Consider the following 21,379-nt stretch of genomic DNA (forward strand, 5'->3'; position numbering starts at 1 on the left):
GGAATCCGGCGCCCTTCACCTGGGTGACAGCGATATCGATGCTGGTGTTCTGCGGAATCCTGTGGCTCATCGTCGATTACATGCGCACTCATCCGCGGCCCTCGATGTGGGTCTGGGGGCTGTCGCTGCTGACGTTCCCGCTCTGGATCTGGGGGCCGGGCCGGGATATCGGGCTGATCAACTGGTTCTCCTGGGCCAAGATCCTGTCGGTGCTGATACCGCTGACCCTGGTCGGCGCGATGCGGATCTCGGTGGCCGAGCAACGGCCCGGCCGGGCCTGGGAGATCCTGCGCAATCCGCGATTCCTGTGGTTCCCGTACGCGATCCTGTTCCTCAATATCGCCGAGGCCACCCTGCGTGACGCCCAGATCGGCAACTACTGGAACGCCGCGGTCGGGCTCGGACTGTGCCTCACGATCCCGTACTGCCCGCGCTTCTGGGAGGTCCTGCCCGGCCGCAACGCCGAACTCGTCGCCTACACGACGATGGCGTGGAACTTCCTTTACACCACCTGGAATCTGTGCTTCACCTTCGGCGGATATCCGCCGCAGGAAGAGCATTTCGCCGCCAGTATCTGCATTCTCGCGGTCGCCGAGATCTACCCGCTCGTCAAGCGCCGTCCCGAGCTCTACATCATGGCCCGTATCTACACCCTGCCGGTGTTGATGCTCGTCATCGCCGTCTACAACATCTTCCCGAAGGTCATGCCCTCCGACGGGTGGTTCGACAACGACGTCTGGATCGTCTGGGGCATAGCCAATTTCGTCCTCACCATCCCCTACCTGTTCTGGTACACCTGGCAACTCGAGACCGGCCGCGCCTTCCTCACCTTCCGCCGCGGCCGCGCCCGCGAGGACTTCCTGCGCCGCCACGGCGACCAGGTCCACCGGCTCATCGCCTTCGCCGACTCCCTGGACGCCGCCACCGACACCCACGGTCGCACCTCACCCACGCCGACCGCACCTGAGCCGTAGCGCACGCGGGCTTCGGCCTCATGAATGAATTCGCCACCGCCTACGACACTTTCGCACGCGCGGGCGAGACCGGAGCGTTGACGGTCGTCATCACCGCCCAGTGAGGACGATTTCCCATGAACACCGAGGAGTCCCCGCAAATCCCGCTGCCTGTCGGACCGGCCGCGCTCGCCATCGCCCGCTCCATCGCGGTCACCGTCATGCTGCTGGTGCGCCACAGAATCCGTGTGCCGCGCGAGAACATCGGCCTGCGAATCACTTTCGCTGACGGCGCCACCGCGCCGGTCTTCCGTGAAACCGCGATCGATGGGGTCGGAGCGCTCGACCCATGCATCCTGGTCGTCGTATTCACCCTGCGCGGTGTCCGGGGCCGGGGCCACGCCCTGTTCCGCTGCGAAAGCCTGCTCAACACCATCCTTTTCGCCGGATTCCCCGGCCTCATCACCAAACTCTGGCTGGCTCACGACCAATACGGCGCCTACCGGGGGCTCTACGAATGGGACACCCCCGCCCGAGCCGAGGCCTACGCCCGCAGCCTCTGGCGAATCCTGGCATTGGTCAGTGTCCCCGGCTCGATCGGCTACCACATCATCCCCGGCCGGCGCAGGACCGAACTGTTCGCCGCCGGCCCCGCTCAGCAGGCCGATGACGACGAGGGCGCCTGGTGGCGGGTGACCGGTCTGTCACCCGCCTGATCCGTCGTCGCTCCTCGCGCCGGATCAGGCGGGTGGTCACGGCCCGGCCGATCCGGGGCAGGGCCGCGGTCACCGATGCCGGCGCATGGTCATACGTCACCGGGATCGAGGTCTCTCGCATCGTGCGCGCTCGCCGCCCGCGCGTCATTCTCAGGGAATCAGACCGGGTTCGCGCGGATTCGCCGTGCGGGGAACGAGGAACGATGGATGCGCACCGCGATCGCAGCGCCGTGGTGGCCGGGGTGGACGGCTCGGCGCCTTCACTCAATGCTGTCCGCTGGGCGGCCTATCTCGCCGCGGCGATCCACGAACCGCTCGTGATCGCTTGCGCGCCGAGGTTTCCCCACCACGACGGCGACCCAGGGCACACGCCGCCGAGCGGCAAGGTCGTGCGCTGGCATGAGATCGCCGCGCACATCGCCGAACACGCCGTGGCACTGGTCCGTTCGTGCACTCCGGAGTTGCCCGTCACCACCGAGATCACCCCCGAGGCCGCCGGGCCCGCGCTCATCGCTCGCAGCACACACGCCCGGATCCTGGTGGTCGGGGCCCAGACCGCCTGGGATGGGCGGCTGGTCGGCCCGACGACCATGGAGGTCGCGCGCCACGCGCGCTGCCCGGTCGTGGTGTGGCGCGGTACCGCGGGCCGTCCCATTCCGCGGCGAAAGCCGGTCACGGTGGGTGTGGACGGCACTCCGCTCAGCACGGCGGCCCTCGAGCTGGGATTCGAACTGGCCGAGGCGCTCGCGGTGCCGCTGACCGCCGTGCACTGCTGGCCGGCGAACCGGATCACGCCGGTCGGGCCGACAGCCGATCACACGGCCGCGGAACAAGCCGTCCTGACCGACGCACTGGCTCCGCATCGCCGGGCCCGTCCGGGGGTGCGGGTCGCGGAACTCACCGTTCCCGGTGTACCCGGCACGATTCTGGCGGAGGCGGGACGCGACTCCCAGCTGCTGGTGGTCGGCACCCGGGCCCGCGGCTCCGCGGCCGCCGCATTGTTCGGCTCCACGAGCCGGGACCTGTTGCATCACGCTCCCTGTCCCGTCGTTCTCTGCGGTTGAGCCCAGGAAAGCGGCCGGCGCCGAGATCATCGGATGTGCGCTGACGGTGCGGCTTGCCGCCACCGCCATCGATGTGGCGAGCTGCCCGGTTGCCGACCGCCGCGCGGCGTAACACATCGCGCGGTCCCGCGGTCGATCGTCTACTTAGTCGATCGTCTCTCAGAGGGTTCGGCTTTCGCGGCGGCGGACAGCCGGCTCGTGAACCAGTCGCGTGCCTGTTCGGCGGCTCGGCGCACCGTGCCCGGTTCTTCGGACAAATGGGCCGCACCGGGGACCCCCGCCGGCGCGGTTTCGCACCACATCGCCGCGGCAGCGCGGCGATCGGCGCGATCCTCGAAGAACACCGGAAACTCCTCGCGGACAGCTCCTTCCGGACTCGTGGGCGTACGCGAATCCGGTCAGGTGCGGACGAACAACTCGTGTAGCGGCCGGTCGTTGTGCATGCTCGCGATGGCCTCGGCGAGCAGCGGTGCCACCGAGCACACCTCGAAGGGGGGTGTCACAGCCTCGTGCGCCACGGTGTCGGTGACCACCACCCGGCGGACACCGAGCCGGCGTAGGCGCTCGGCGGCGGCGGTCAGCGGGCCGTGGCCGGCGGCCACCACGATATCGGCCGCCCGGTAGCGCAGGATGTCGACCGCCGCTTCCAGAGTGGCTCCGGTGGAGATCATGTCGTCGACGATCACCGCGGCGCGGTGATCGACGGTGCCGAGGAGTTCGATCGCGGTGACGCGGGTTTCGCTTTCGCGATGTTTGCGCACGAGAGCCACCGGATCCCCGGTGAGAGCCGCATACCGCTCGGCCAGTCGCACCGCGCCGGCGTCGGGCGCGACGATGACGGCGTTGCCGCCGTGCGCCGGGCTGATCCGCTCGGCCAGCAGCGGGATGGCCGTCAAAGTCTCGACGGGGATGGGACTGACGGATTCCAATGCGGCCGTGTGCGGTTCGATGACGACGAGCCGATCCGCGCCCGCGCCCGCGATGGCTTCGGCGACCACCCGCAGACCCAGCGCCTGGCCGGGCCGGGTGCGCCGGTCCTGCCGGGCGTAGCCGAAGTAGGGAACCACCGCGGTCACCCGCGCCGCCCGCGATCGCCGGCAGGCATCGAGCAACAGCAGCAGTTCGAGGACATTGTCGTTGACCGGTGGCGATGTGGGCTGCACGACGTACACGTCCTGGCCGCCGACGTGCCCGACGATCGGACGGATCTCCCCGTCCGGGAACCGCTCCAGCGCGCAGCCGGGCGGCTCGACGTCGAGCAGTTCGGCGACCGCCGCGGCCAGCCTCGGATTGGCGCTGCCGGAAACGACTCGAAGCGGTGTCATGACTGCCTTCCCTTCCTTAGGACCGCGGCTACCCGGCAGATGGAAGCGCATGACCAGGCGATCGCTCGGTCACCGGATACCTACGACGCCGAATCCACCTCGCCCCGAACCGTCATGGCTCCTTCCTCCGCAAACGTTCCCAGCTCGGCGGAGCCCGGCGGCAGGGCCGGATGCCACGCGCTCCAGAGTCGTTGGACTCCCCTCACGGCGCCGCCGCCTCCGGCGTGACGAGAGTGACAACCAGCCGTTCGGCGAGAAGCGCGCGCATGCTCCGCACCGAGCTGGCTCGGGGCGCGGTGCGACGCGAGACGGACGACGGCGACACCAGCTCCGACAGCCGGTTCCGCCACCTGGCGAACGCATGAGGACGACCGGACCGGCCGCGCGGCCGGGTCTCGGCTGGGACCGGTCCGGCCGGGGTTGGGTCCGCCGCGCGAATGCCTTCAGGTCCGGTGGTCGATGACGTCGTGTCTGTTCGCCGGCCGCCGGTTAGAGCTTGTAGCCGATCCGGCGCAGCAGTTCGTGGCGAGAAGCCTGGTCGCCGGGGGTCTCGACGCCCAAGGGCGCGGGGCCGTCCACCACACCGAGGACACCTCGGCCCAGCCCGGTCTCGGCGATCAGGACCTCCACCGGATTCGCGGTGGCACAGAAGATTCCGCAAACTTCCGGCACGCGGCGCACGGCGTCGAGCACATTGACCGGAAATCCCTCGCGCAGGAAGACGATGAACGAATGGCCTGCCCCGACCGCGACGGCGTTCTTGGTGGCGAGCTCGATCAGTTCATCGTCATTTCCGGAACAGCGGACCAGCCGCGGCCCGGATGCCTCGCAGAAGGCCAGCCCGAAGCGCAGGTGCGGGCTGCTGCCCACCAGCGCCTCGTGCAGGTCCTCCACGGTCTTGATGAAGTGCGCCTGGCCGATGATGACGTTCAGATCGTCCGGCTTGTCAATGGGTACGGCGGTCAGCTCCATCCGTTCATTCTGCGCCTGATCAGGTCCCCGGTGTCCGGAATAACCGGCCGGGGGACGTCGGCGATCCGGTGGTGTCAGAGGCCCACGGATCTCCGCGCGCGGTAGCCGTCCGGTTCGGCTGAATGGTCGCGCGGGAAAACCGGACCGCGAGGACGTTCGTCACTCCGCCGACGGGCCGCAGGTCTCTGTCGGGTGGGCGGTCACCGCGGGAGGCTGGAGATGCCCTTCCCTCGACCGGCTCCCTCGCTGGGTCATCGATCGACTGATTCGCCTCTTCCTCAGGAGCACGCCATGACTTCCGAGACCGCGATCGTGCGCGACGAACCGCAGCAGATATTCCGTGACCGCCGCGAGGCGGGCCGGGTGCTGGCCCGGCTGCTCGAGCACTATCGCACCGATCCCGACGTGATCGTGCTGGGTCTCGCGCGGGGCGGCGTACCCGTCGCCTGGGAGGTGGCCGCGGCCCTGCGCGCTCCGCTGGACACGCTCATCGTGCGCAAACTGGGCGCACCCGGGAATCCGGAGTACGCCATCGGCGCACTGGCTTCCGATGGACGGGTCGTGGTGAACGACGATATGGTCCGCGCCCTGCGCCTGACCGACGAGCAGCTGCGCTCCATCGCGCGGGCCGAGGCGCGCGAGCTGACCCGTCGCGAGGCCGCCTACCGCGACGGCCGAGCGCCGGTGAACGTATCAGGGCGGACTGTGATTCTGGTCGACGACGGATTGGCGACCGGCGCGAGCATGTTCGCCGCGGTCGAGGCCCTGCGCGCCGAGGAGCCCAAGCGCATCGTGGTCGCGGTGCCGGCCGCGCCGGAGTCCACCTGCCGGGAATTCGGCGCACTCGTCGACGACATGGTCTGCGCCACCATGCCTTCGCCGTTCCGGGCGGTCGGTGATTCGTTCTGGAACTTCAGCCAGGTCACCGACGAGGAAGTACACACCCTGCTCACCACGCCGACCCTCGGTGGCACGACACCCACCGCCGATCCGGTCGCCGTACTGCGCGCCGCGGCGCTCGAAGCACCGGCGGGCGTCCCGCCCGAGCAGGCGCTGATCGATCTCGTCGGCGACGCGCGATTCGTGCTCATCGGCGAAAGTTCGCACGGCACGGCCGAGTTCTATGCGGCCCGGGCCGCGATTACCGGCTGGCTCATCAGCGAGCACGGATTCACCGGCGTGGCGTGCGAGGCCGACTGGCCCGACGCCTACCGCGTCGACCGCTATGTCCGCGGCCTCGGCACCGACAACTCACCCACCCACGCGCTCAGCGGATTCGAGCGTTTCCCGGCCTGGATGTGGCGCAATACGCAGGTGCGCGAGTTCGTCGAATGGCTGCGGCTGCACAATGACCAGCGCCGCCGTACCGGGCACGAATGCGCCGGATTCTACGGCCTCGATCTGTATTCCATGCACCGCTCGATGCGGCGCGTGATCGAGTACCTCGAGCGCGTGGATCCGGCTGCGGCACGCCGGGCCGTCCAACGCTACGCGTGTTTCGATCGTGTCTCCGAGGAGGACGGCCAGGCCTATGGTTTCGCCGCGGCGTTCGGCGCCGGGGAATCCTGCCAGGCCGAGGTGGTCCGGCAGCTGGTGGATCTACAGCGCGGTGCCGTCGACCTCATCGGAACCGGCGATGGCGAGGCGCATTTCGACGCGCTGCGCAACGCCTGGACCGTCCGCGACGCCGAGGCCTACTACCGGGCCATGTTCGGTTCCCGGGTGAATTCGTGGAACCTGCGCGATCAGCACATGGCAGACACCCTGGACACTCTGACCGAGCATCTGTCCCGACCCGGGCACCCGGCACGAATCGTGGTGTGGGCGCACAACTCCCACGTCGGTGATGCCCGCGCCACCGAGATGGCGGCAGACGGCCAGCTCTCGCTCGGTCAGCTGGTGCGTGAACGGCACGGAAAGCACTGCCGCACCCTCGGATTCACCACCGCGACGGGCACGGTCACGGCGGCGAGCCGGTGGGACGGGGCGGCCGAACGCAAAGCGGTTCGCGCGCCGCTGCCCAGCAGCATCGAGGAGCTGCTGCACGATATCGGGATGCCCGCGCTGTACCTGCGCACCGACCGGCCCAGCGACGTCGCGGAGATTCTGCGTATACCCCGGCTGGAACGCGCCATCGGCGTTATCTATCAGCCCGGCACCGAACGACAGAGCCATTACTTCCATACCCGGGCGGCCGAACGCTACGACGCGATCATCCACATCGACCACACCACCGCCCTCGAACCGCTCGTGCCGGACAGCACGTGGAGCGCGGGCACGACCCCGGAGACCTATCCGACCGGGCTCTGAGACCGTGCTCGCACGGCGGCGAGCAATTCCGCTACGGCGCTGCGGATTTTACGGCGCTGCGGATTTCCGCTGCGCGACGCGGGCTGAGAGTCCCGGCAACCACGCCTGTTCCCTACCCTCCCGCGACGCTCGGCCGTCGTGCCTCCACAGTGCATACGACGTGCGGCGGTGGATGGCGGCCCCGCATCGCGACCCTGAACGTGGTAGTGCGAGGGTCGGCTCGATCCGCGTGCCCGAGTTCGGATTGAGCCGATCTGGGATATCCGAGAATCCTTGGTGGTCACCGGGGTTGGGATCGTATCCCTCGAGGCGCCACCTGAGAGCGCGAGACCACCGCCGTATACGGCCGCGAGTCACGAACAGTGCACGCCGGTGACGGCGAAGCGCTCGACCTCGGCCACGTGACCACCGGTCGCGACGACGATGGTCAGGGTCGCGGGGCAGGCGGCGTCGATGGAAACCGCTGTGGACCACGGCGATCCGTTTCCACCGGCGGCGATCGGTCCGGATTCGCCGACCGGTTGCTCGCGGTCGAGGCGGAGAATCCGTATGCGCAGGCTCTCATCGACACCGGTGACCGTGCCGCCCACGGTCACCGGTGGGTGGACGGCCGTTGCGTAGGGTGGGGTGGAGATGGCGAGCGTGGTGTCCTCGCTGCCGACGACCTCCCAGGGAGCGGTGTCGCCTCCGCCCATACGGACCAGGTGCAGGACCGCCGCCACGGCCGCGACGCCGTTCGGATTGTCGAAACCGACGCTGACCCAGGCTTGTTCACCCTGTTGCGATACCTTCACTATCTTGTCGACGCCGGTGAAACCCAGATAGTGCTGGGTGAAGAATTGCGCGGTGGCGCCGGCGTCCAGGTGCCATGGCTGGTGGCCGCTCGGACCGGCGTTCTGCTGCCAGGCCGCCGCTTCGGCGACGCTTCGGAACGGCCACAGCGGCTCGTAGTGGAAGTCCGCGCCGGTCGGTGTGGTGGAGGGACCGGGCGCGCCCGAGGTCGTTCCCGGTCCGGCCGGGACCGCCGGGGTCCCGGCCGACGACGGCGGCGGTGCGGACTTCTCACCATGGTCGGAAAGCGTGGCCACCAGGGCCGCGGCGGCCAGTACCACCGCGACCGCCGCGAGGACGAGGATGAGCGCCCAGCGCCCCTGTGCCGGAGGGGTCTTCGCTGTCACCGCGGCTCGTCCTCGGCCGTGTCCCGCGGGCCCTGGTCGAGCCGGAACGGCGGGTAGTCATCGGTCAGCAGCGCCGAGTAGGCGAGCACCCGGTAGAACCACCGGTTGACACCCATCACGAAGCCGAACAACCCGGACGGATAGCGACCGGTGAACAACAGCGCCACGGCGGCGATCAGCACCAGCACGCCGATCAGCGGAATCGTGGTGCTGCCGTTGCGGTTACCGGTGTCACCGCCGAGCACCACACCGCCACTGAACAGGGCTGCCAGCACCAGATAGTGCGGAATGGCGAGCAGCCACCATTTCACGAGCACCAGCCCGCGCGACAGCCGTTCGGGGTAGGTGATCTCCAGGTCGGCCGGATAGTCGGTCTGCCGCAACGTGAACGGCGGATACCTGTCGGTGCCCAGCGCGGCGTAGGTGTAGAACTGCACACGCCAGGACCAGCGCATGACGCCCACGGTGAAGTCGAACAGGGAGCGTGGGTACCGCTCGGTGAACAGGATCGCGAACCACGCCACCACCGTGACCGCCCAGAAAGCGATCCACAGGAAGAACAGCACGATGTAGTGGGGTATCGCGAGGATCCATTTCACCAGCCACAGCCAGCGGGACAGCGGCTCGTCCAGGTCGCCACGCAACCGGACGGAGGGGACGGCGGGGTGTTCGGGGTTCATATCGGTCTCCTGATCGAACGGAACAGACGAAGGGGTTATGGGCTCCGGGGATCGAATCCGGTGCTCCGCTTCAGGATTGGCGTCCTTCACGCGGCGGCAGCAGGTGCCCGTCGGCCAGCACGCGGGTCAGGAAGGCGCCGGTGACCCACGCCATGACAGCGGCCATGGCCACACCGCCCAGCGCGCCGATGGCGGCGATGAGAATCGGTGACTGACCCGGCTGCCACAGCGGGGGCGCCACGACCGTGAAGGCGATGAGTCCGCTGATCCACGCGACCGCGTTCGCCAGGATCCACAGCGCCGTCCGATCAGTGAAGCGGCGCAATACCGTCCACTGCGCGACGCCGATCGCGAACACCACGATCAGCGCGCCCGCGACGGCGACCGGGACCTGTGCCCAGGTGGGCCATTCACCGAACTGCTCGCCGTAGAGCATGGGCAGCATGCCAACCGACCAGGCCACCACCGCACCGGCCGACGTGGCCGCCATCCAGTCTCGAATCCGGAATCGGGACAACAGCGTTCGCAGGACCCCGCCCTGGAAATACCCGAGTACAGCGCCTTCGACGGCTCCCGCGGTCAACAGGACGGCGACGACCACGGCCGCACTCGCGTGCGCGGTGAGCGCTCCGCCGAGCGCCGGCGCGAGGAACCCGAGGAACTCCCCGGCGCTCACCCTGGCGAACCAGCGTCGGCGTAGATCGTGCGCCGGGGCGATCGCGTGCGCGGGCGCCGAAAGATCGATCACCACATAGGGATCCCGTGCCGACGCGGCGGTTCGCGGATGTGCCTGCCGGTACACCGCATCGGCCTCTTCATATGCCAGCGTGTCCGGCATCGCGACCTGCGCGAAGCCGGTCCGCCATTCTCCGTCGACACGGATCGCGGCCGCATGCGGTGTCCGGAAGTTGCGCCACCAGGTCTTGGTGCCGGCATACCCGACCCGAATCACCACGGTATCGCCATCGAGCACATAACCCACCGGCAGCGCGATATGCCTGCCGGAAAGCCGTGCCTCGTACCGCAGCTCTCCCACCGAGTGCCGCAGACCCGTGGGCAAGCGTAAGGCCAACAGCATCGCCGCCGCCCCGATTCCCGGGGTCTCATACTTCGTAACCACCGTGTCCTCCGTCCACGAGCGCGTCCATCCACCCGTTGCTCCGATCGTCCGTCGCGAGCGGTCATCCGCGACAGGAGCCAAAGTCCCGCGCCCGACGGCCTTTCGCCGCTGTCCGCCCACCGCGGCAGCGCGGCCTGCGGGACGTTGGTCCTGTCGGCAGCTCCATTCCAGGACTTTCCATGACACCCGGCATGGGCGATGAAGCCCGAGAGATCTTCCAGGACGACCGCGAGTCCGGACGCGCACTTACCCGCCGCGACGATCGCGCACCGGTCTATGTGGCCGGCGTACGGCGATGCCGGACAGGACCTGGACCACGACCCCCGCCGACCCGGCCGGCCGGTCATTGATTCCGAGCTCGCACCGCGGTCAGCAGTTCGGCTATGGCGCTGTGGATTCCGTCGGCGATCACCTCGAGATCCGGGGTGGTGTCGTAATCACCTGTGATGCCGAAGGCGAGCTGGTCGCGATAGCTCAGGATGGCGATGCCGGTGCGCAGCCGCATGGCGATGGGAATGGCCGGCAGCAGCTCCAGCACCTGCCGCCCCAGCATGGTGAGGGTACGGCGCGGGCCCGGGATGTTGGTCGCCACGGCGGTCACGCTGCGCTGCGGCAGATGCGACCACATCCGCACACTCCAGGCGACCGGAGCGAAAGGCAAGCGTCCGGCCACGGCGAGCAGCGACTTCTCGGCTTGAGCGGCCCCGCTCAGCTTGTGCCTGGCCATCCGGTTGTGAATGGCGGTGAGGCGCTCGACCGGGTCCTCCAAATGCAACGGCAGCAGGGACAGCACCGCCGAAACACGGTTGTCGAGAGTCGATTTCGCGTCGGCGGCGCGCACCGACACCGGCACCAGTATCCGCATGGTGTTACCGGTGGGCTGCTCCCCGCGGCCCAGTAGGACGGCTCTGTACGCCGAGGTCACCGCGGCCAGCACGACGTCGTTCACCGTCGCGTCGAAGCCGTGGCCGATCTCGCGGATCTCCGGGAGAGAGGCCCGTGCGATCACGTAGCGCCGTTGCCTGCCGATCGGGCCGTTCAGCGACGTGGGCGCGGGCGCGGAGATGAGCCCGGCCAGCACGGGGACCAGGCTGCGCACCATACCCACCGCATAGCGCGGCGCGTCCACGGGCAATCGGAGCCCGCTGGCGACCCAGCCGAACGGGTTCTTCCGCCCAGCGGCCGCACCATCGCGCTCCGCACTCGTTCGATCCCCCGCCGCACCGTTGTGGTCACAGAAGCTTTCGAACAACGTGACGCCGGAGACGCCGTCGACGAGACTGTGGTGCGCCTTGATGATCACGACCCAGCGCCCGCCCGCGAGGTGGTCGATCACAATGCACTCCCACATCGGATGGTCCCGGTCCAGGCGCTCCACGAGCTCGGCGGCGACGAACTCACACAGGGCCGGTTCGTCGGCCGGTTCGGGCAGTGCGCTCCACCGAAGGTGATGGGCCAGATCGAAATTCGGATCCAACTCCCACACCGGCGCTGTCAGGTCCAGCGGCGCGCGCCGGATGCGCTGTCGTAGACGGTCATTCGCCGCTGCCCGGTCGGCCAGCATGGCGGTGACCTCCGCGCGGCTCGGCGGTTCTCCGGCCAGGATCGCCACCGCCGCGATACCGAGGCTGATATGCCGGTCGGCGTCCTCGAGTTCGATGAACCCCGCGTCCAGCGGCTGCAATTCGGTCATGACCGATACCTGAATTCGATTATGTGCGGATAACGACCGTCGGGGTTTCGACGTTGTGCAGCAGAGTGGAGCTGGTGGAACCGAGCAGCATGCCCGTGAACCCTCCCCGTCCGCGGGTGCCGACCACCACGAGTTGCGCGTACTCCGACTCCTGCAGCAGAGCCTGGGCCGGACGTTCCATCACCAGCATGCGACGGACGGGCACATCGGGATAACGTTCGCCGAAGCCCGCGAGCCGCTCGGAGAGCAGTTCGTTCTCCTGCGCGCGCAACGGCTCCCAGCCGATCAACGGCACGTAGGAGCCGAGGATGTCGGTCCAGGCGTGCAGCGCGGTCAACCCGACCTTCCGCGACGAGGCTTCCTCGAAGGCGAATTCCAGTGCGGGCACGCTGTTGGGGGTGCCGTCGATGCCGACGAGCACCGGCTTCTCGGCGGACAGCGGGTCGGTCGCCGCGGTCGCGTGGATCACCGCCACCGGGCATTGCGCGTGCCGGACGACCGCGTCGGCCACCGAGCCCAGCATGCCGCGCCGGATGGCGCCCAGGCCACGGCTGCCCACGGCGACGGTGCGCACGTGCTCGGACCGTTCGAGGAGATAGCCGATGATGGGTTCGCGGAGCACCTCGGTCGTGATCGGTACGACCGCGCCCACCACCGCGGCGCGCGCCACGCGGCTCGCTTCGTCGACGATTCGCTGCCCGTCCTTGGCCAGCAGTTCCAGATCCGTCTCACCGAGCACTTCGCCGGGTACCTCGCCGACCGGCAGCGAGACGGAGGTGACGATATGCAGTCCGCAGCCGTGCAGATTCGCCTCTACCGCGGCCCACACCGCCGCCTGGTAGGAGGTGGCCGATCCGTCGACCGCGGCGATGATGAGCGAACGCGGTTGCGCGGCACTGGAGCTGGAGTCTGTGGTCATGGTCGGTCGTCCCTGTCGATGGGTCGTGGTCAGGTGCCGATGGGACGGCCGAGCCCGCGCAGCTCCGCCTCCCATCGTCGGTCGTGCAGGCGATGCAGGAGGTGCGTCACGCACCAGAGCAGCGCGAGTGCCCCGGCGCCGGCGCCCAGCTCCAGCGCGACACCGGTGCCGATGCCGTTCCACACCGCCATTTCGGGTTGCTGCGGCGGGTCAGTGGGAATGCCGTCCGGCCCAAGCCAGATCTGCACTGTAGAACCGGACTTCGTGTCGGGACGGACTTCGATCGCTGCGTTCGCGACGCTTCCGTCGCGCTGCCACTGGACCTGCGACTCGAAACGCGCCGGCTGGGCGGGCCCGGCCGGCTGCGTTTCCTTCGGCTCGGTCAGCACCGTCGCGTGAACGGTGGTCTTCTGGGCGTTCTCCGTGCTGATTCGATCAGCGCTGCGGGTGTATGTCGCCGTGCCGACCGCGGCGGCGACCGGCACGGCGAAAAGCATCAAGACGACCATCAACAGGTGAAGAACCGACTCGAAGCGGTCCGATGCCCGCATGAGCGGATTGGTGTTCCACGGCCGCATCCGCCACACCCGCCACAGTAGTGAGCAATTGTGCGACATGGCCTTTCACCTCGTCTCAGGAGTTCTCGTCTGCCCCTTAAGCATGACGTGTCCAGGGGCCGCTCGGTGACGGCCGAAAGTCACCGTTCTCCCGGTCCGAGGTCGCTGATCTCGCGCCGAGGGGCCCATGTCACGGCACCGCGGCGGTGAGAACGAGAACGCCGGTGGCGAGCAGCGCCAGCGCCTTCAGTACTTCCAGCGCGACGTAGCCGTAGTGGGCGCGCGAACGCGGACCGACCTCTCCCGCGAGCACGGCGTCGCTGCGCCGCGTCAGCCGGGGACGCACGAAAACCAGCTGCACGACCAGCGCACCGACCGCGAGGGCCAGCGCGACCGTCGCCACGGCCCCCGGCGGATCAGCCCAGACCGCGGCGAGAACAAGGACGGCGAGCAAGGATTCGACGCCGTTGAGGGCACGGAAGACCAGGCGTCCGATGCCGAGCCCGATGGCGAGGGTGACATTCGGGGCGCGGAACTTCAGGGGCGCCTCGATGAACGAGATGGCCAGGACCATCCCCAGCCAGAGGAAGACGGCCGCGGTGAGGAAAGCGCGGGCGGTGGTCATGGGTGGACTCCTTTCGAGTGACCGGTCACCGACGCTGCCGGTTGCGGTGCACCGGTCGGGAACCGAGCTGGTCGGCGTGGGCGCGCCAGACGATGCAGACGCGGGCGAGATGGCCCGGCGGCAGCGAGAATACGCGCGCCCGGCCGCTGAAAGGCCAGAAGGTGAACAGGGCCGACGTCACCGGCGCGGGCGGTCGGAATCCGATGGGGGCGGACGACATCAGTGCCGGGGCCGCCGTCGTAGTCCAGGCCGCATTCGGTGGCGAGGGCCTCGAGGCGGTGCGCCTGTTCGGCATGTGCGAGCGGAATCATGTACCGCTCTTCCTCTTCGGCGATGGCCGGCCGTCGATACATCTCATGGATCCGTGCTCCGGTCGTCCCCGCGGCCGCGGCGTTCTCCTGCCCTCCAAACCGCCCAGATCGGCTGTGGTCAGCGACTTCTCGGGTCGGCACGCCTCGCCCTCGGAAACGAACCGCACCAGCGACGGCGGGTCGGTGCTCGCTTCCGGATCCTCGTCCACGCTGCGCCGAGGGCGGGCCCCGCGCGGCTGTACCGGCTCACGTGCCATGGTCATCATCAGGCCCTCATCCGCTTGTCGATGCGATTGCCCGCCGTCGAGTCGGCGGGCATCCCGAGCCTCGCGCAGTGATCGGAACGCTCAGCAGAGTCCACAGGTCGTTGGTGAAATGACCATCGCCCCTATATATCCGGCCCTCTGGATCCCGCCGCCGCCCGCGGGACCCGCCACGCGATCACGCGATGGGAGGCAGACCCCGGGTTCGAAGGACTTCCGGACATCGAACGACGCACCAAGGTCACCGGCGCCCCGCCGAAGGTCATCGGTCTTCGTCGAAGGGTGGTGCGGGCCACGGCTCACCGAATACCTTGCGGTTGCTTCGTTATGTCCCGGGTCTGTACAGAGGAATCACGCCACGCTGTCCGCCTCGGGGGAATCACTCGCCAGGAGGACGCTCGGTGACTGCGGTATCGCCGAAACCCGAATTCCCATCGCCGGGTAACTGCCGCGCCTGCGAACAGAGCGATCCGCAATGACGCGCTACGAACCCGGGTCGATGCGGGAAGTCCTGTCGCAGTTGCGATTGCGGGAGTTGCTCGTCGAAGTGCACGAGCGCGTCGAGCAGCTCATCGACGCCCGCGATCGCCTGACCGGGCTGATCGAAGCCATGCTCACCGTCACCGCCGGGCTCGACCTCGAGCAGACCTTGCACACGATCGTGCAGACCGCCGGTGACCTGGTCGACGCCCGGTACAGCGCGGTGGGCGTACTGGGCGGCGACGGGCGGCTGAGCCGGTTCGTCTATACCGGAATCGACACGGAGGCCAAGGGGCGCATCGGCGATCTCCCGTACGGCCACGGTGTCCTCGGGGCGCTGATGACCGAGCCCGAACCGATCCGGCTCGCCGATCTCACGTCTCACCCGGCATCCGTCGGGTTCCCGCCGAACCATCCGCCGATGCACGGCCTGCTGGCCGTGCCGATCCGGGTGCGCGGCACGATCTTCGGCACGCTCTACCTGACCGAGAAGGCCAACGGAAAACCGTTCAGTGAGGACGACGAGCTGATCCTGGAGGCACTGGCCGCGGCGGCGGGCATCGCCGTCGACAATGCCCGGCTCTACGAATCCGCTCGCGCCCGCCAATCCTGGATCGAGGCGACCAGCGAACTCACCACCGAGTTCCTCGCCGGCACCGACCGGGACGCGGCGCTGGCGCATGCGGTCGACCGCGCGCGCCGACTCACGCGATCGGCACAAGCACTGCTGACGACCGTCACCGACACCCGCGCGGCGCTCACGGGTCCCATCGAACTGGTCACCACCCACAGCGCCGGCGTGCCCGAGCCGAAGATCGACCGGACTCTGCGGCTGACCGGAGCCTTGGCCGAATCGATCACGCGTCGCGAACCGGTGCGCCTCGACGACATACAACGCACGGAACTGGCCGCCGCACTTCCCCACGCCGGCCCGGCACTCTTGTTGCCACTTCGAACCCCCGAGGCGGTCCTCGGTGTCCTGATCACCATCCGCCCTGTCGAATCCGCGCCCTATGACGACGAAATTCTACGGTTGGCAACGGCCTTCACCGACCAAGCCGCGCTCGCACTGCAACTCGACCGCACCCGTCCGCACAGTGCGCATCCACGGCCTTGACGTCCTCTCCACCCTCGAGGGTGGAGATCCCTACCAGCGCCGTGCGGGGCGCTCTCGGCGGGTAACTGGTTCCCGGTTCGACGCGCGGCGCGCTCGGCATCCGGCCGGTCACGCGAGTGACCAAATACCCTGTGGCACAGGAGCAACGACCGTGTGCAGCGCACGCCGGATCACGGAGACTGACGACATGAGCGTCGACGATGGTGTGCGCGGCCGACCGGTGCCTGATCCGGCGACAATCACCGCGGTGATCGAGTTGGCGGCGCGCGCGCCGTCGTTGCACAACACTCAACCGTGGCGCTGGCGCTTCGACGGCCGATGCCTTTGTCTGTATGCCGACGCCGAACGGCAGCTGACCTCGACCGACCCGCTCGCCCGCCAGCTGGTGATCAGTTGTGGCGCGATGCTGGACCACGTCGCAACCGTGTTCGCCGACCGTGGCTGGCATACCGATATCGTGCGCGTACCCGATGAACGCCATCCGGACCGGCTGGCCGCCATCGAGTTCCGTCCCTGGAGCAATCCCCCGGCGAATATCCGCGCCCTGGCCCGTGCTGTCGAACACCGCCGCACCGACCGACTGGCCCTCCATGAGCCGGTCGGCTGGGCCGAGGTCCTGCCCAGACTGCGCGCGCTGACTGCGGCACAGTACGTGCGACTCGACGTGCTCGACGAATCCGTCCGGCCGCAACTCGCCGCCCTCTCCCGCGAGTACGCGACCCTGCGCGGCCACGACCTGTTCTACGATACCGAACTTCATTGGTGGGCAGGGCATTCCGATGCGCGGGAAGGTATTCCGCGCACCGCGCTGGCGTCGGAGGCGGAGTTCGCCCGGGTTGGCGTCGGCCGTGTCTTTCCGCCGGGTCCACGCACCGCCCACCGTGATCACTTCGCCGACCGCGCCCAGCTCGTGGTGCTCAGCGCCGTGCGGGATTCGGTGCCGCAATGGGTTCGCATCGGTGAAGCGCTGTCAGCGGTACTGCTGGAGTGCACGGTCGCCGAGCTCGCCACCTGCACCCTGACCAATATCACCGAGCTACCCGCCGGGCGGGACCTGCTCACCGGCATGATCTCCAGCCCTGGCATTCCGCAGGTGGTAGTCCGCGTCGGCACCCCACCGACCGACGACGCCTACCAGCCCGCACCCACCCCTCGCCGCCCGGTCACGGACATATTGACCCTGGCCGGTCCCACCCCTACGGCACCGCCGCGTTCGCGAAACCGCTGACAGCCCGCGATCGGGCCGGGGCCGACGCTCCGGTGCGGGCAGCCCCGCACCGGAGCGTCGGCCTCGCAGTCGTCACCGGAGTCGTTGCAGGCCCCCGTCCGCGCGGACCGCACCGGGATCGAAAACTCCTGTTGTGGTGGACGATTGGGACACTATCGAGCCTGCTGCCGATATCTCCCAGACCGGCTTCGATTAGGGGGTGATATGTGTTACTTCAATTAATATCTCTGATCAGCGCATCCGCGTGAGCCGCTGACCAATCGACACCTGGGGGGCATCACCCGACCGGCCGACGTGTCGAAGCGTAGAAAACAGACTGGGCAATCGATCAGTAACCCAGCGGGCCCCCACTGCGGAATCCGGTCCCAGATCTCCGTCGTAGCGGCGGCACCGCGGGCGGCCACGCCCGTCGGCCCGATCGGCGACGAACAGGAACGGCAGGCCGAACTGCCGAGGCAGCCGACCCTGCGGACACCGTCGAGGCAGTGCGTCAGAGGTCAGCAAGCGGTCCGTCACGGGTCCGAGAGAGTTCCGGGCTTGGACCGGCGCGACCGGCGGTTGCCGTCCTGAACGACAGAGAAGATGTCGCGGCCGATCCTGCGGATCGTCTCGTCGAGATCCGCGACGGCCGAGTCGAGCCGGGCGCCGGCGACCCGCTCATGGATGAGGCTGCGCACGCCGGACAGGGTCAGACCCACCGAGAACAGGCGGTTGATGATGTCGCCCGCGAATTCCGACAGGGTGATCTGGGGCTGGGCGAGAAGCGATTCCCGCAACGTTTCGAACGGATCGCCGTCGGGCCATCGGATCAGCTGCGGCGCCTGCCCGTTCGGTCCCCCGGCGTCGTCGTAGGCGCCGGGTCTCAGCAACGCGGTCACGAGCGCCATGCCGATACGATCGGTGTCGCTCTCCGGACGGAGGCGTTGCGCGATCGCCTCGCCGGCCACGTCGCCGAAGAGCTGCATGACCGCCGGTTCGAGATCGGTCATGCGGTGTGGCCGGCGAGTGTGGGTGGACACCATCCCGATCAGCTCGCCGTCATAGGCGAGCAACGGCGTGGACTGGACGCCCCGGTGTCCGGGGTCGTCGGCGAGGTCGAGCTGCGACGTGAACGACGGCTCGGATCGGACGTCGGTGATCACGATCTGCTCCCCGAGGTGTGCGGCGCGCCCGCACGCGGAGGCGCCGCCGCCGACCACCGCGACGTGGTCGAGGGAGTCGGCGCCGGAACCGCACCGGGCCACGATCCGCAACGTCCCGGTATCGGGGTCGACGAGTTGGACGTTCCCGAAGTCCGCATCGCTCACCGCGATCGCGGCATCGAGCACCCGCACGAGCAGATCCTCGAGCCCCTCGGCGTCGGCGAATGCGCTCGTCGCGGAATGCAACCAGCGCATCTCCGCCGGTCGCCCCATGACGCGACGGATCGCGGTGGCGAAATGCTCCGCACGCCGTACCGCACCCGCCGGATCGGTCGCGCTGGACCGGTCCGCGACATTGGCGACGACCGCCTCGAGCGGCCCGGATAGCAGCGGTTTTCGGTGGGACATTGCGTCCATCCCAAGCCAGTCGGTCGACCCTCGGGTACTGCCATGCCTGACGACATCGATGCCGGTGGTGGTGGCGATCATATTCGCGAGGGCCGGGACGAAATCTGCTGGCCGAGTCCACGCGCCGACAAGGCCACCCGACCACACACGATGCTACGCGCACCCCGAGATCTCCACTACCGGGCGGGCTCTCGGCATCGACGCAGGTATCTTCTGCCGACACGACAGGGCCGTTCGACCCTACGGCTCCGCACCGCACGGCCCGCACAGTGGGAACCAGATTGATGCGGACGGCGGGCCGACCACGGCCGTTCCAGGGAGACGACCATGAGCAGACGAGCCGACGTACCGGCACCCAGCACCCCTTCTACGCCGAAAACGCCTCCGCGACAACACCGTCCAGCCTGGCTACGATGGCTGCTCCCGGTCGTCGCGGCGATCGCGGCTGTCGCCATAGCGATTCTCACTCCCGGACTCCGGACGTCGACGCCGCCCTCGACCACCCTGACCTACAGCCAATTCCTGTCGGAGGTCGATACCCACCAGGTCAAGACCATCGTCGTGCAATCGTCCGGCGAGGCCTCGGGCACCTTGAACAATGGGCACGACTACAACACCGTGATTCCCGCCCAGGCCGGTCCCGCCCTGCTGGACCGATTGGAGAAGGCCGATGTCACCGTGACCGCGGCGCTGCCCGCGAGCGGGCCCTCGGTGTGGTCGCAGATACTGACCTGGGCGGTGATCATCGGGCCGTTCCTGGTGCTGTTCTGGTGGTTTCAGCGCATGGGTCGCGGTGCCGCGAACCCGATCGGTGGCGTGATGGGCGTCGGCAAATCCAAGGCGAAGGTATTCGATACCGAGCGTCCGGCGACCACCTTCGACGACGTCGCCGGCTACACCGGACCGAAATCGGAGATCACCGAGGTCGTCGACTTCCTGCGCGCGCCGGAACGCTATCGCCGCGCGGGCGCGGTCGCGCCCCGCGGGGTGCTGATGATCGGCCCGCCCGGCACCGGCAAGACACTGCTGGCACGGGCGGTGGCCGGCGAGGCCGACGTTCCGTTCCTGTCGGTGGCCGGGTCCAGTTTCGTGGAAATGTTCGTCGGTGTCGGTGCCGCCCGGGTCCGGGACCTGTTCGCGGAGGCCCGCAAACGCGCCCCGGCAATCGTCTTCGTCGACGAGATCGACGCCATCGGGTCACGTCGCGGCGGCTCGACGGCGATGGTGTCCAATGACGAACGCGAACAGACCCTCAACCAATTGCTCTCGGAAATGGACGGATTCGACCCGGCCGTAGGCATCGTCGTGCTGGCGGCCACCAACCGGCCCGAGGTGCTCGATCCGGCGCTGCTGCGGCCGGGACGATTCGACCGGCAGGTCACCATCCCGCTGCCGACGCTGGCCGAGCGGGCGGCGATTCTGGCGGTGCACTGCCGCGGCAAGCAGCTCGGACCGGACGTCGACCTCCAGGTCGTGGCACGCGGCACACCGGGCTTCTCCGGCGCGGACCTGGCCAACCTCGCCAACGAAGCCGCGATCTGCGCGGTTCGCGACGATCGGGAAGTGCTCCGGGACGCGGACTTCGACGCCGCCCGCGACCGAATCCTGCTCGGCCGCCGCGAGGGCTCCAATGTGCTTCTCCCCGAGGAGAAATACGCGGTGGCGGTCCACGAGAGCGGACACGCGCTGGTTGCCGCGCTGTCCGAGCACGCCGATCCGGTCGCCAAGGTCACCATCCTGCCCGCGGGCCAGACGCTCGGCACCACCGAGCAACTGCCGCTGGTCGAACGGCACCTCTACAGCGAGTCCTACCTCACCGACGGCCTCGCCGTGCGACTCGGTGGCCGCGCCGCCGAACTGGCGGTGTTCGGTCAGGGCTCGACCGGGGCGGCCAACGACCTGGCCCAGGCCACCGAACTGGCCACCAAAATGGTTCGGGAATTCGGTCTTTCGGCCGCGCTCGGCCCGGTCGGCTATCCGCGTGGCGGGTCGATGTACCTCGGCGGCGGTGGAGCGGAGTTGTCCAGCCGCCCCTTCGCCGAAGCCACCCAGGCGGCCATCGACACCGAAGTGTCCCGTCTCCTCCGCCAGGCCGAACATCGAGCGGTCGACCTCGTCGAATCCCACCGCGACGCATTACAGCGCCTGGTCGAATTGCTGCTGGAACACGAAACCGTCGATGGCGCTGACGTTTACGCGCTGGTCGGCGTCGACGCGCCCACCGAACGCTCCGGTTCCGCCCCCACCGCCATCGTCGCGCCCCGGCGCGCCGCACTCATCAGCAAGATCAGCGCGGAACCGCGCGAGCGGGGATGACC

Annotated in this window: 18 protein-coding genes and 1 pseudogene; 7 read left to right on the plus strand and 12 right to left on the minus strand. The window is 68.7% G+C overall.

Annotated features, from left to right (window positions below):
- The first annotated feature begins 80 nt into the window (after positions 1-80).
- The 3 genes from GLP40_RS16170 (at position 81) to GLP40_RS16180 (ending at position 2,733) form a co-directional block, all read left to right on the plus strand.
- Positions 81-974 carry a hypothetical protein gene (locus GLP40_RS16170; RefSeq protein WP_196054698.1) on the plus strand — a complete coding sequence of 298 codons (894 nt, stop codon included), beginning with the start codon at positions 81-83 and terminating at the stop codon, positions 972-974.
- A 116-nt stretch (positions 975-1,090) separates the two neighbouring features.
- A complete protein-coding gene (locus GLP40_RS16175; protein ID WP_154788753.1) occupies positions 1,091-1,669 on the plus strand; it encodes a hypothetical protein in 579 nt (192 codons plus the stop codon).
- 203 nt (positions 1,670-1,872) lie between these two features.
- Complete coding sequence (locus tag GLP40_RS16180; RefSeq protein ID WP_154788754.1) at positions 1,873-2,733, plus strand: universal stress protein; 861 nt, start codon at positions 1,873-1,875, stop codon at positions 2,731-2,733.
- 140 nt (positions 2,734-2,873) lie between these two features.
- Here GLP40_RS16180 and GLP40_RS16185 read toward each other — a convergent pair whose 3' ends face one another.
- The 3 genes from GLP40_RS16185 to GLP40_RS16195 all read right to left on the minus strand — a co-directional run bounded on the left by GLP40_RS16185 (position 2,874) and on the right by GLP40_RS16195 (position 5,030).
- Positions 2,874-3,077 carry a hypothetical protein gene (locus GLP40_RS16185; RefSeq protein WP_154788755.1) on the minus strand — a complete coding sequence of 68 codons (204 nt, stop codon included), beginning with the start codon at positions 3,075-3,077 and terminating at the stop codon, positions 2,874-2,876.
- A gap of 54 nt (positions 3,078-3,131) precedes the next feature.
- Positions 3,132-4,058: a ribose-phosphate diphosphokinase gene (locus GLP40_RS16190; RefSeq protein WP_154788756.1), complete on the minus strand. Its 927-nt coding sequence runs from the start codon at positions 4,056-4,058 to the stop codon at positions 3,132-3,134.
- A 489-nt stretch (positions 4,059-4,547) separates the two neighbouring features.
- Positions 4,548-5,030, minus strand: a complete 483-nt coding sequence (locus tag GLP40_RS16195) for an adenosine-specific kinase (protein ID WP_154788757.1) — start codon at positions 5,028-5,030, stop codon at positions 4,548-4,550.
- 291 nt (positions 5,031-5,321) lie between these two features.
- On the opposite strand from GLP40_RS16195, the gene GLP40_RS16200 reads away from it, so the two are divergent.
- Positions 5,322-7,340, plus strand: coding sequence for an erythromycin esterase family protein (locus tag GLP40_RS16200; protein WP_154788758.1), 2,019 nt, complete (start codon positions 5,322-5,324; stop codon positions 7,338-7,340).
- Positions 7,341-7,693: 353 nt separating this feature from the next.
- Here GLP40_RS16200 and GLP40_RS16205 read toward each other — a convergent pair whose 3' ends face one another.
- The 8 genes and pseudogenes from GLP40_RS16205 to GLP40_RS16240 all read right to left on the minus strand — a co-directional run bounded on the left by GLP40_RS16205 (position 7,694) and on the right by GLP40_RS16240 (position 14,293).
- A complete protein-coding gene (locus GLP40_RS16205; RefSeq protein ID WP_230329635.1) occupies positions 7,694-8,518 on the minus strand; it encodes a hypothetical protein in 825 nt (274 codons plus the stop codon).
- Positions 8,515-9,168 (minus strand): annotated as a pseudogene (locus GLP40_RS16210) (DUF4389 domain-containing protein); the annotation flags it as partial. The pseudogene GLP40_RS16210 and the gene GLP40_RS16205, both read right to left, overlap by 4 nt.
- Before the next feature lie 100 nt (positions 9,169-9,268).
- Entirely contained in the window at positions 9,269-10,318 is a 1,050-nt protein-coding gene (locus GLP40_RS33275; protein ID WP_196054699.1) for a hypothetical protein, read from the minus strand.
- A 343-nt stretch (positions 10,319-10,661) separates the two neighbouring features.
- Entirely contained in the window at positions 10,662-12,011 is a 1,350-nt protein-coding gene (locus GLP40_RS16220) for a wax ester/triacylglycerol synthase family O-acyltransferase (RefSeq protein ID WP_154788760.1), read from the minus strand.
- Between the two features lie 19 nt (positions 12,012-12,030).
- Complete coding sequence (locus GLP40_RS16225; RefSeq protein WP_154788761.1) at positions 12,031-12,930, minus strand: universal stress protein; 900 nt, start codon at positions 12,928-12,930, stop codon at positions 12,031-12,033.
- A gap of 29 nt (positions 12,931-12,959) precedes the next feature.
- Positions 12,960-13,508 (minus strand): Rv1733c family protein, encoded by a 549-nt coding sequence (locus GLP40_RS16230; RefSeq protein ID WP_154788762.1) that lies wholly within the window; start codon positions 13,506-13,508, stop codon positions 12,960-12,962.
- 169 nt (positions 13,509-13,677) lie between these two features.
- Positions 13,678-14,112: a hypothetical protein gene (locus GLP40_RS16235; RefSeq protein WP_154788763.1), complete on the minus strand. Its 435-nt coding sequence runs from the start codon at positions 14,110-14,112 to the stop codon at positions 13,678-13,680.
- A 25-nt stretch (positions 14,113-14,137) separates the two neighbouring features.
- Complete coding sequence (locus GLP40_RS16240) at positions 14,138-14,293, minus strand: hypothetical protein (RefSeq protein WP_154788764.1); 156 nt, start codon at positions 14,291-14,293, stop codon at positions 14,138-14,140.
- A gap of 868 nt (positions 14,294-15,161) precedes the next feature.
- On the opposite strand from GLP40_RS16240, the gene GLP40_RS16245 reads away from it, so the two are divergent.
- Positions 15,162-16,283, plus strand: a complete 1,122-nt coding sequence (locus GLP40_RS16245) for a GAF domain-containing protein (protein WP_154788765.1) — start codon at positions 15,162-15,164, stop codon at positions 16,281-16,283.
- A 187-nt stretch (positions 16,284-16,470) separates the two neighbouring features.
- Positions 16,471-17,511, plus strand: a complete 1,041-nt coding sequence (locus tag GLP40_RS16250; RefSeq protein WP_154788766.1) for an Acg family FMN-binding oxidoreductase — start codon at positions 16,471-16,473, stop codon at positions 17,509-17,511.
- A 512-nt stretch (positions 17,512-18,023) separates the two neighbouring features.
- Here GLP40_RS16250 and GLP40_RS16255 read toward each other — a convergent pair.
- Positions 18,024-19,061 carry a GAF domain-containing protein gene (locus GLP40_RS16255; protein WP_196054701.1) on the minus strand — a complete coding sequence of 346 codons (1,038 nt, stop codon included), beginning with the start codon at positions 19,059-19,061 and terminating at the stop codon, positions 18,024-18,026.
- Between the two features lie 327 nt (positions 19,062-19,388).
- Here GLP40_RS16255 and ftsH point away from each other — a divergent pair, with 327 nt between their 5' ends.
- Positions 19,389-21,377, plus strand: a complete 1,989-nt coding sequence (gene ftsH, locus GLP40_RS16260) for an ATP-dependent zinc metalloprotease FtsH (protein ID WP_154788768.1) — start codon at positions 19,389-19,391, stop codon at positions 21,375-21,377.
- Positions 21,378-21,379 lie beyond the last annotated feature (2 nt).

Source organism: Nocardia aurantiaca (genome assembly GCF_009708175.1).
Taxonomy (GTDB): Bacteria; Actinomycetota; Actinomycetes; order Mycobacteriales; family Mycobacteriaceae; genus Nocardia; species Nocardia aurantiaca.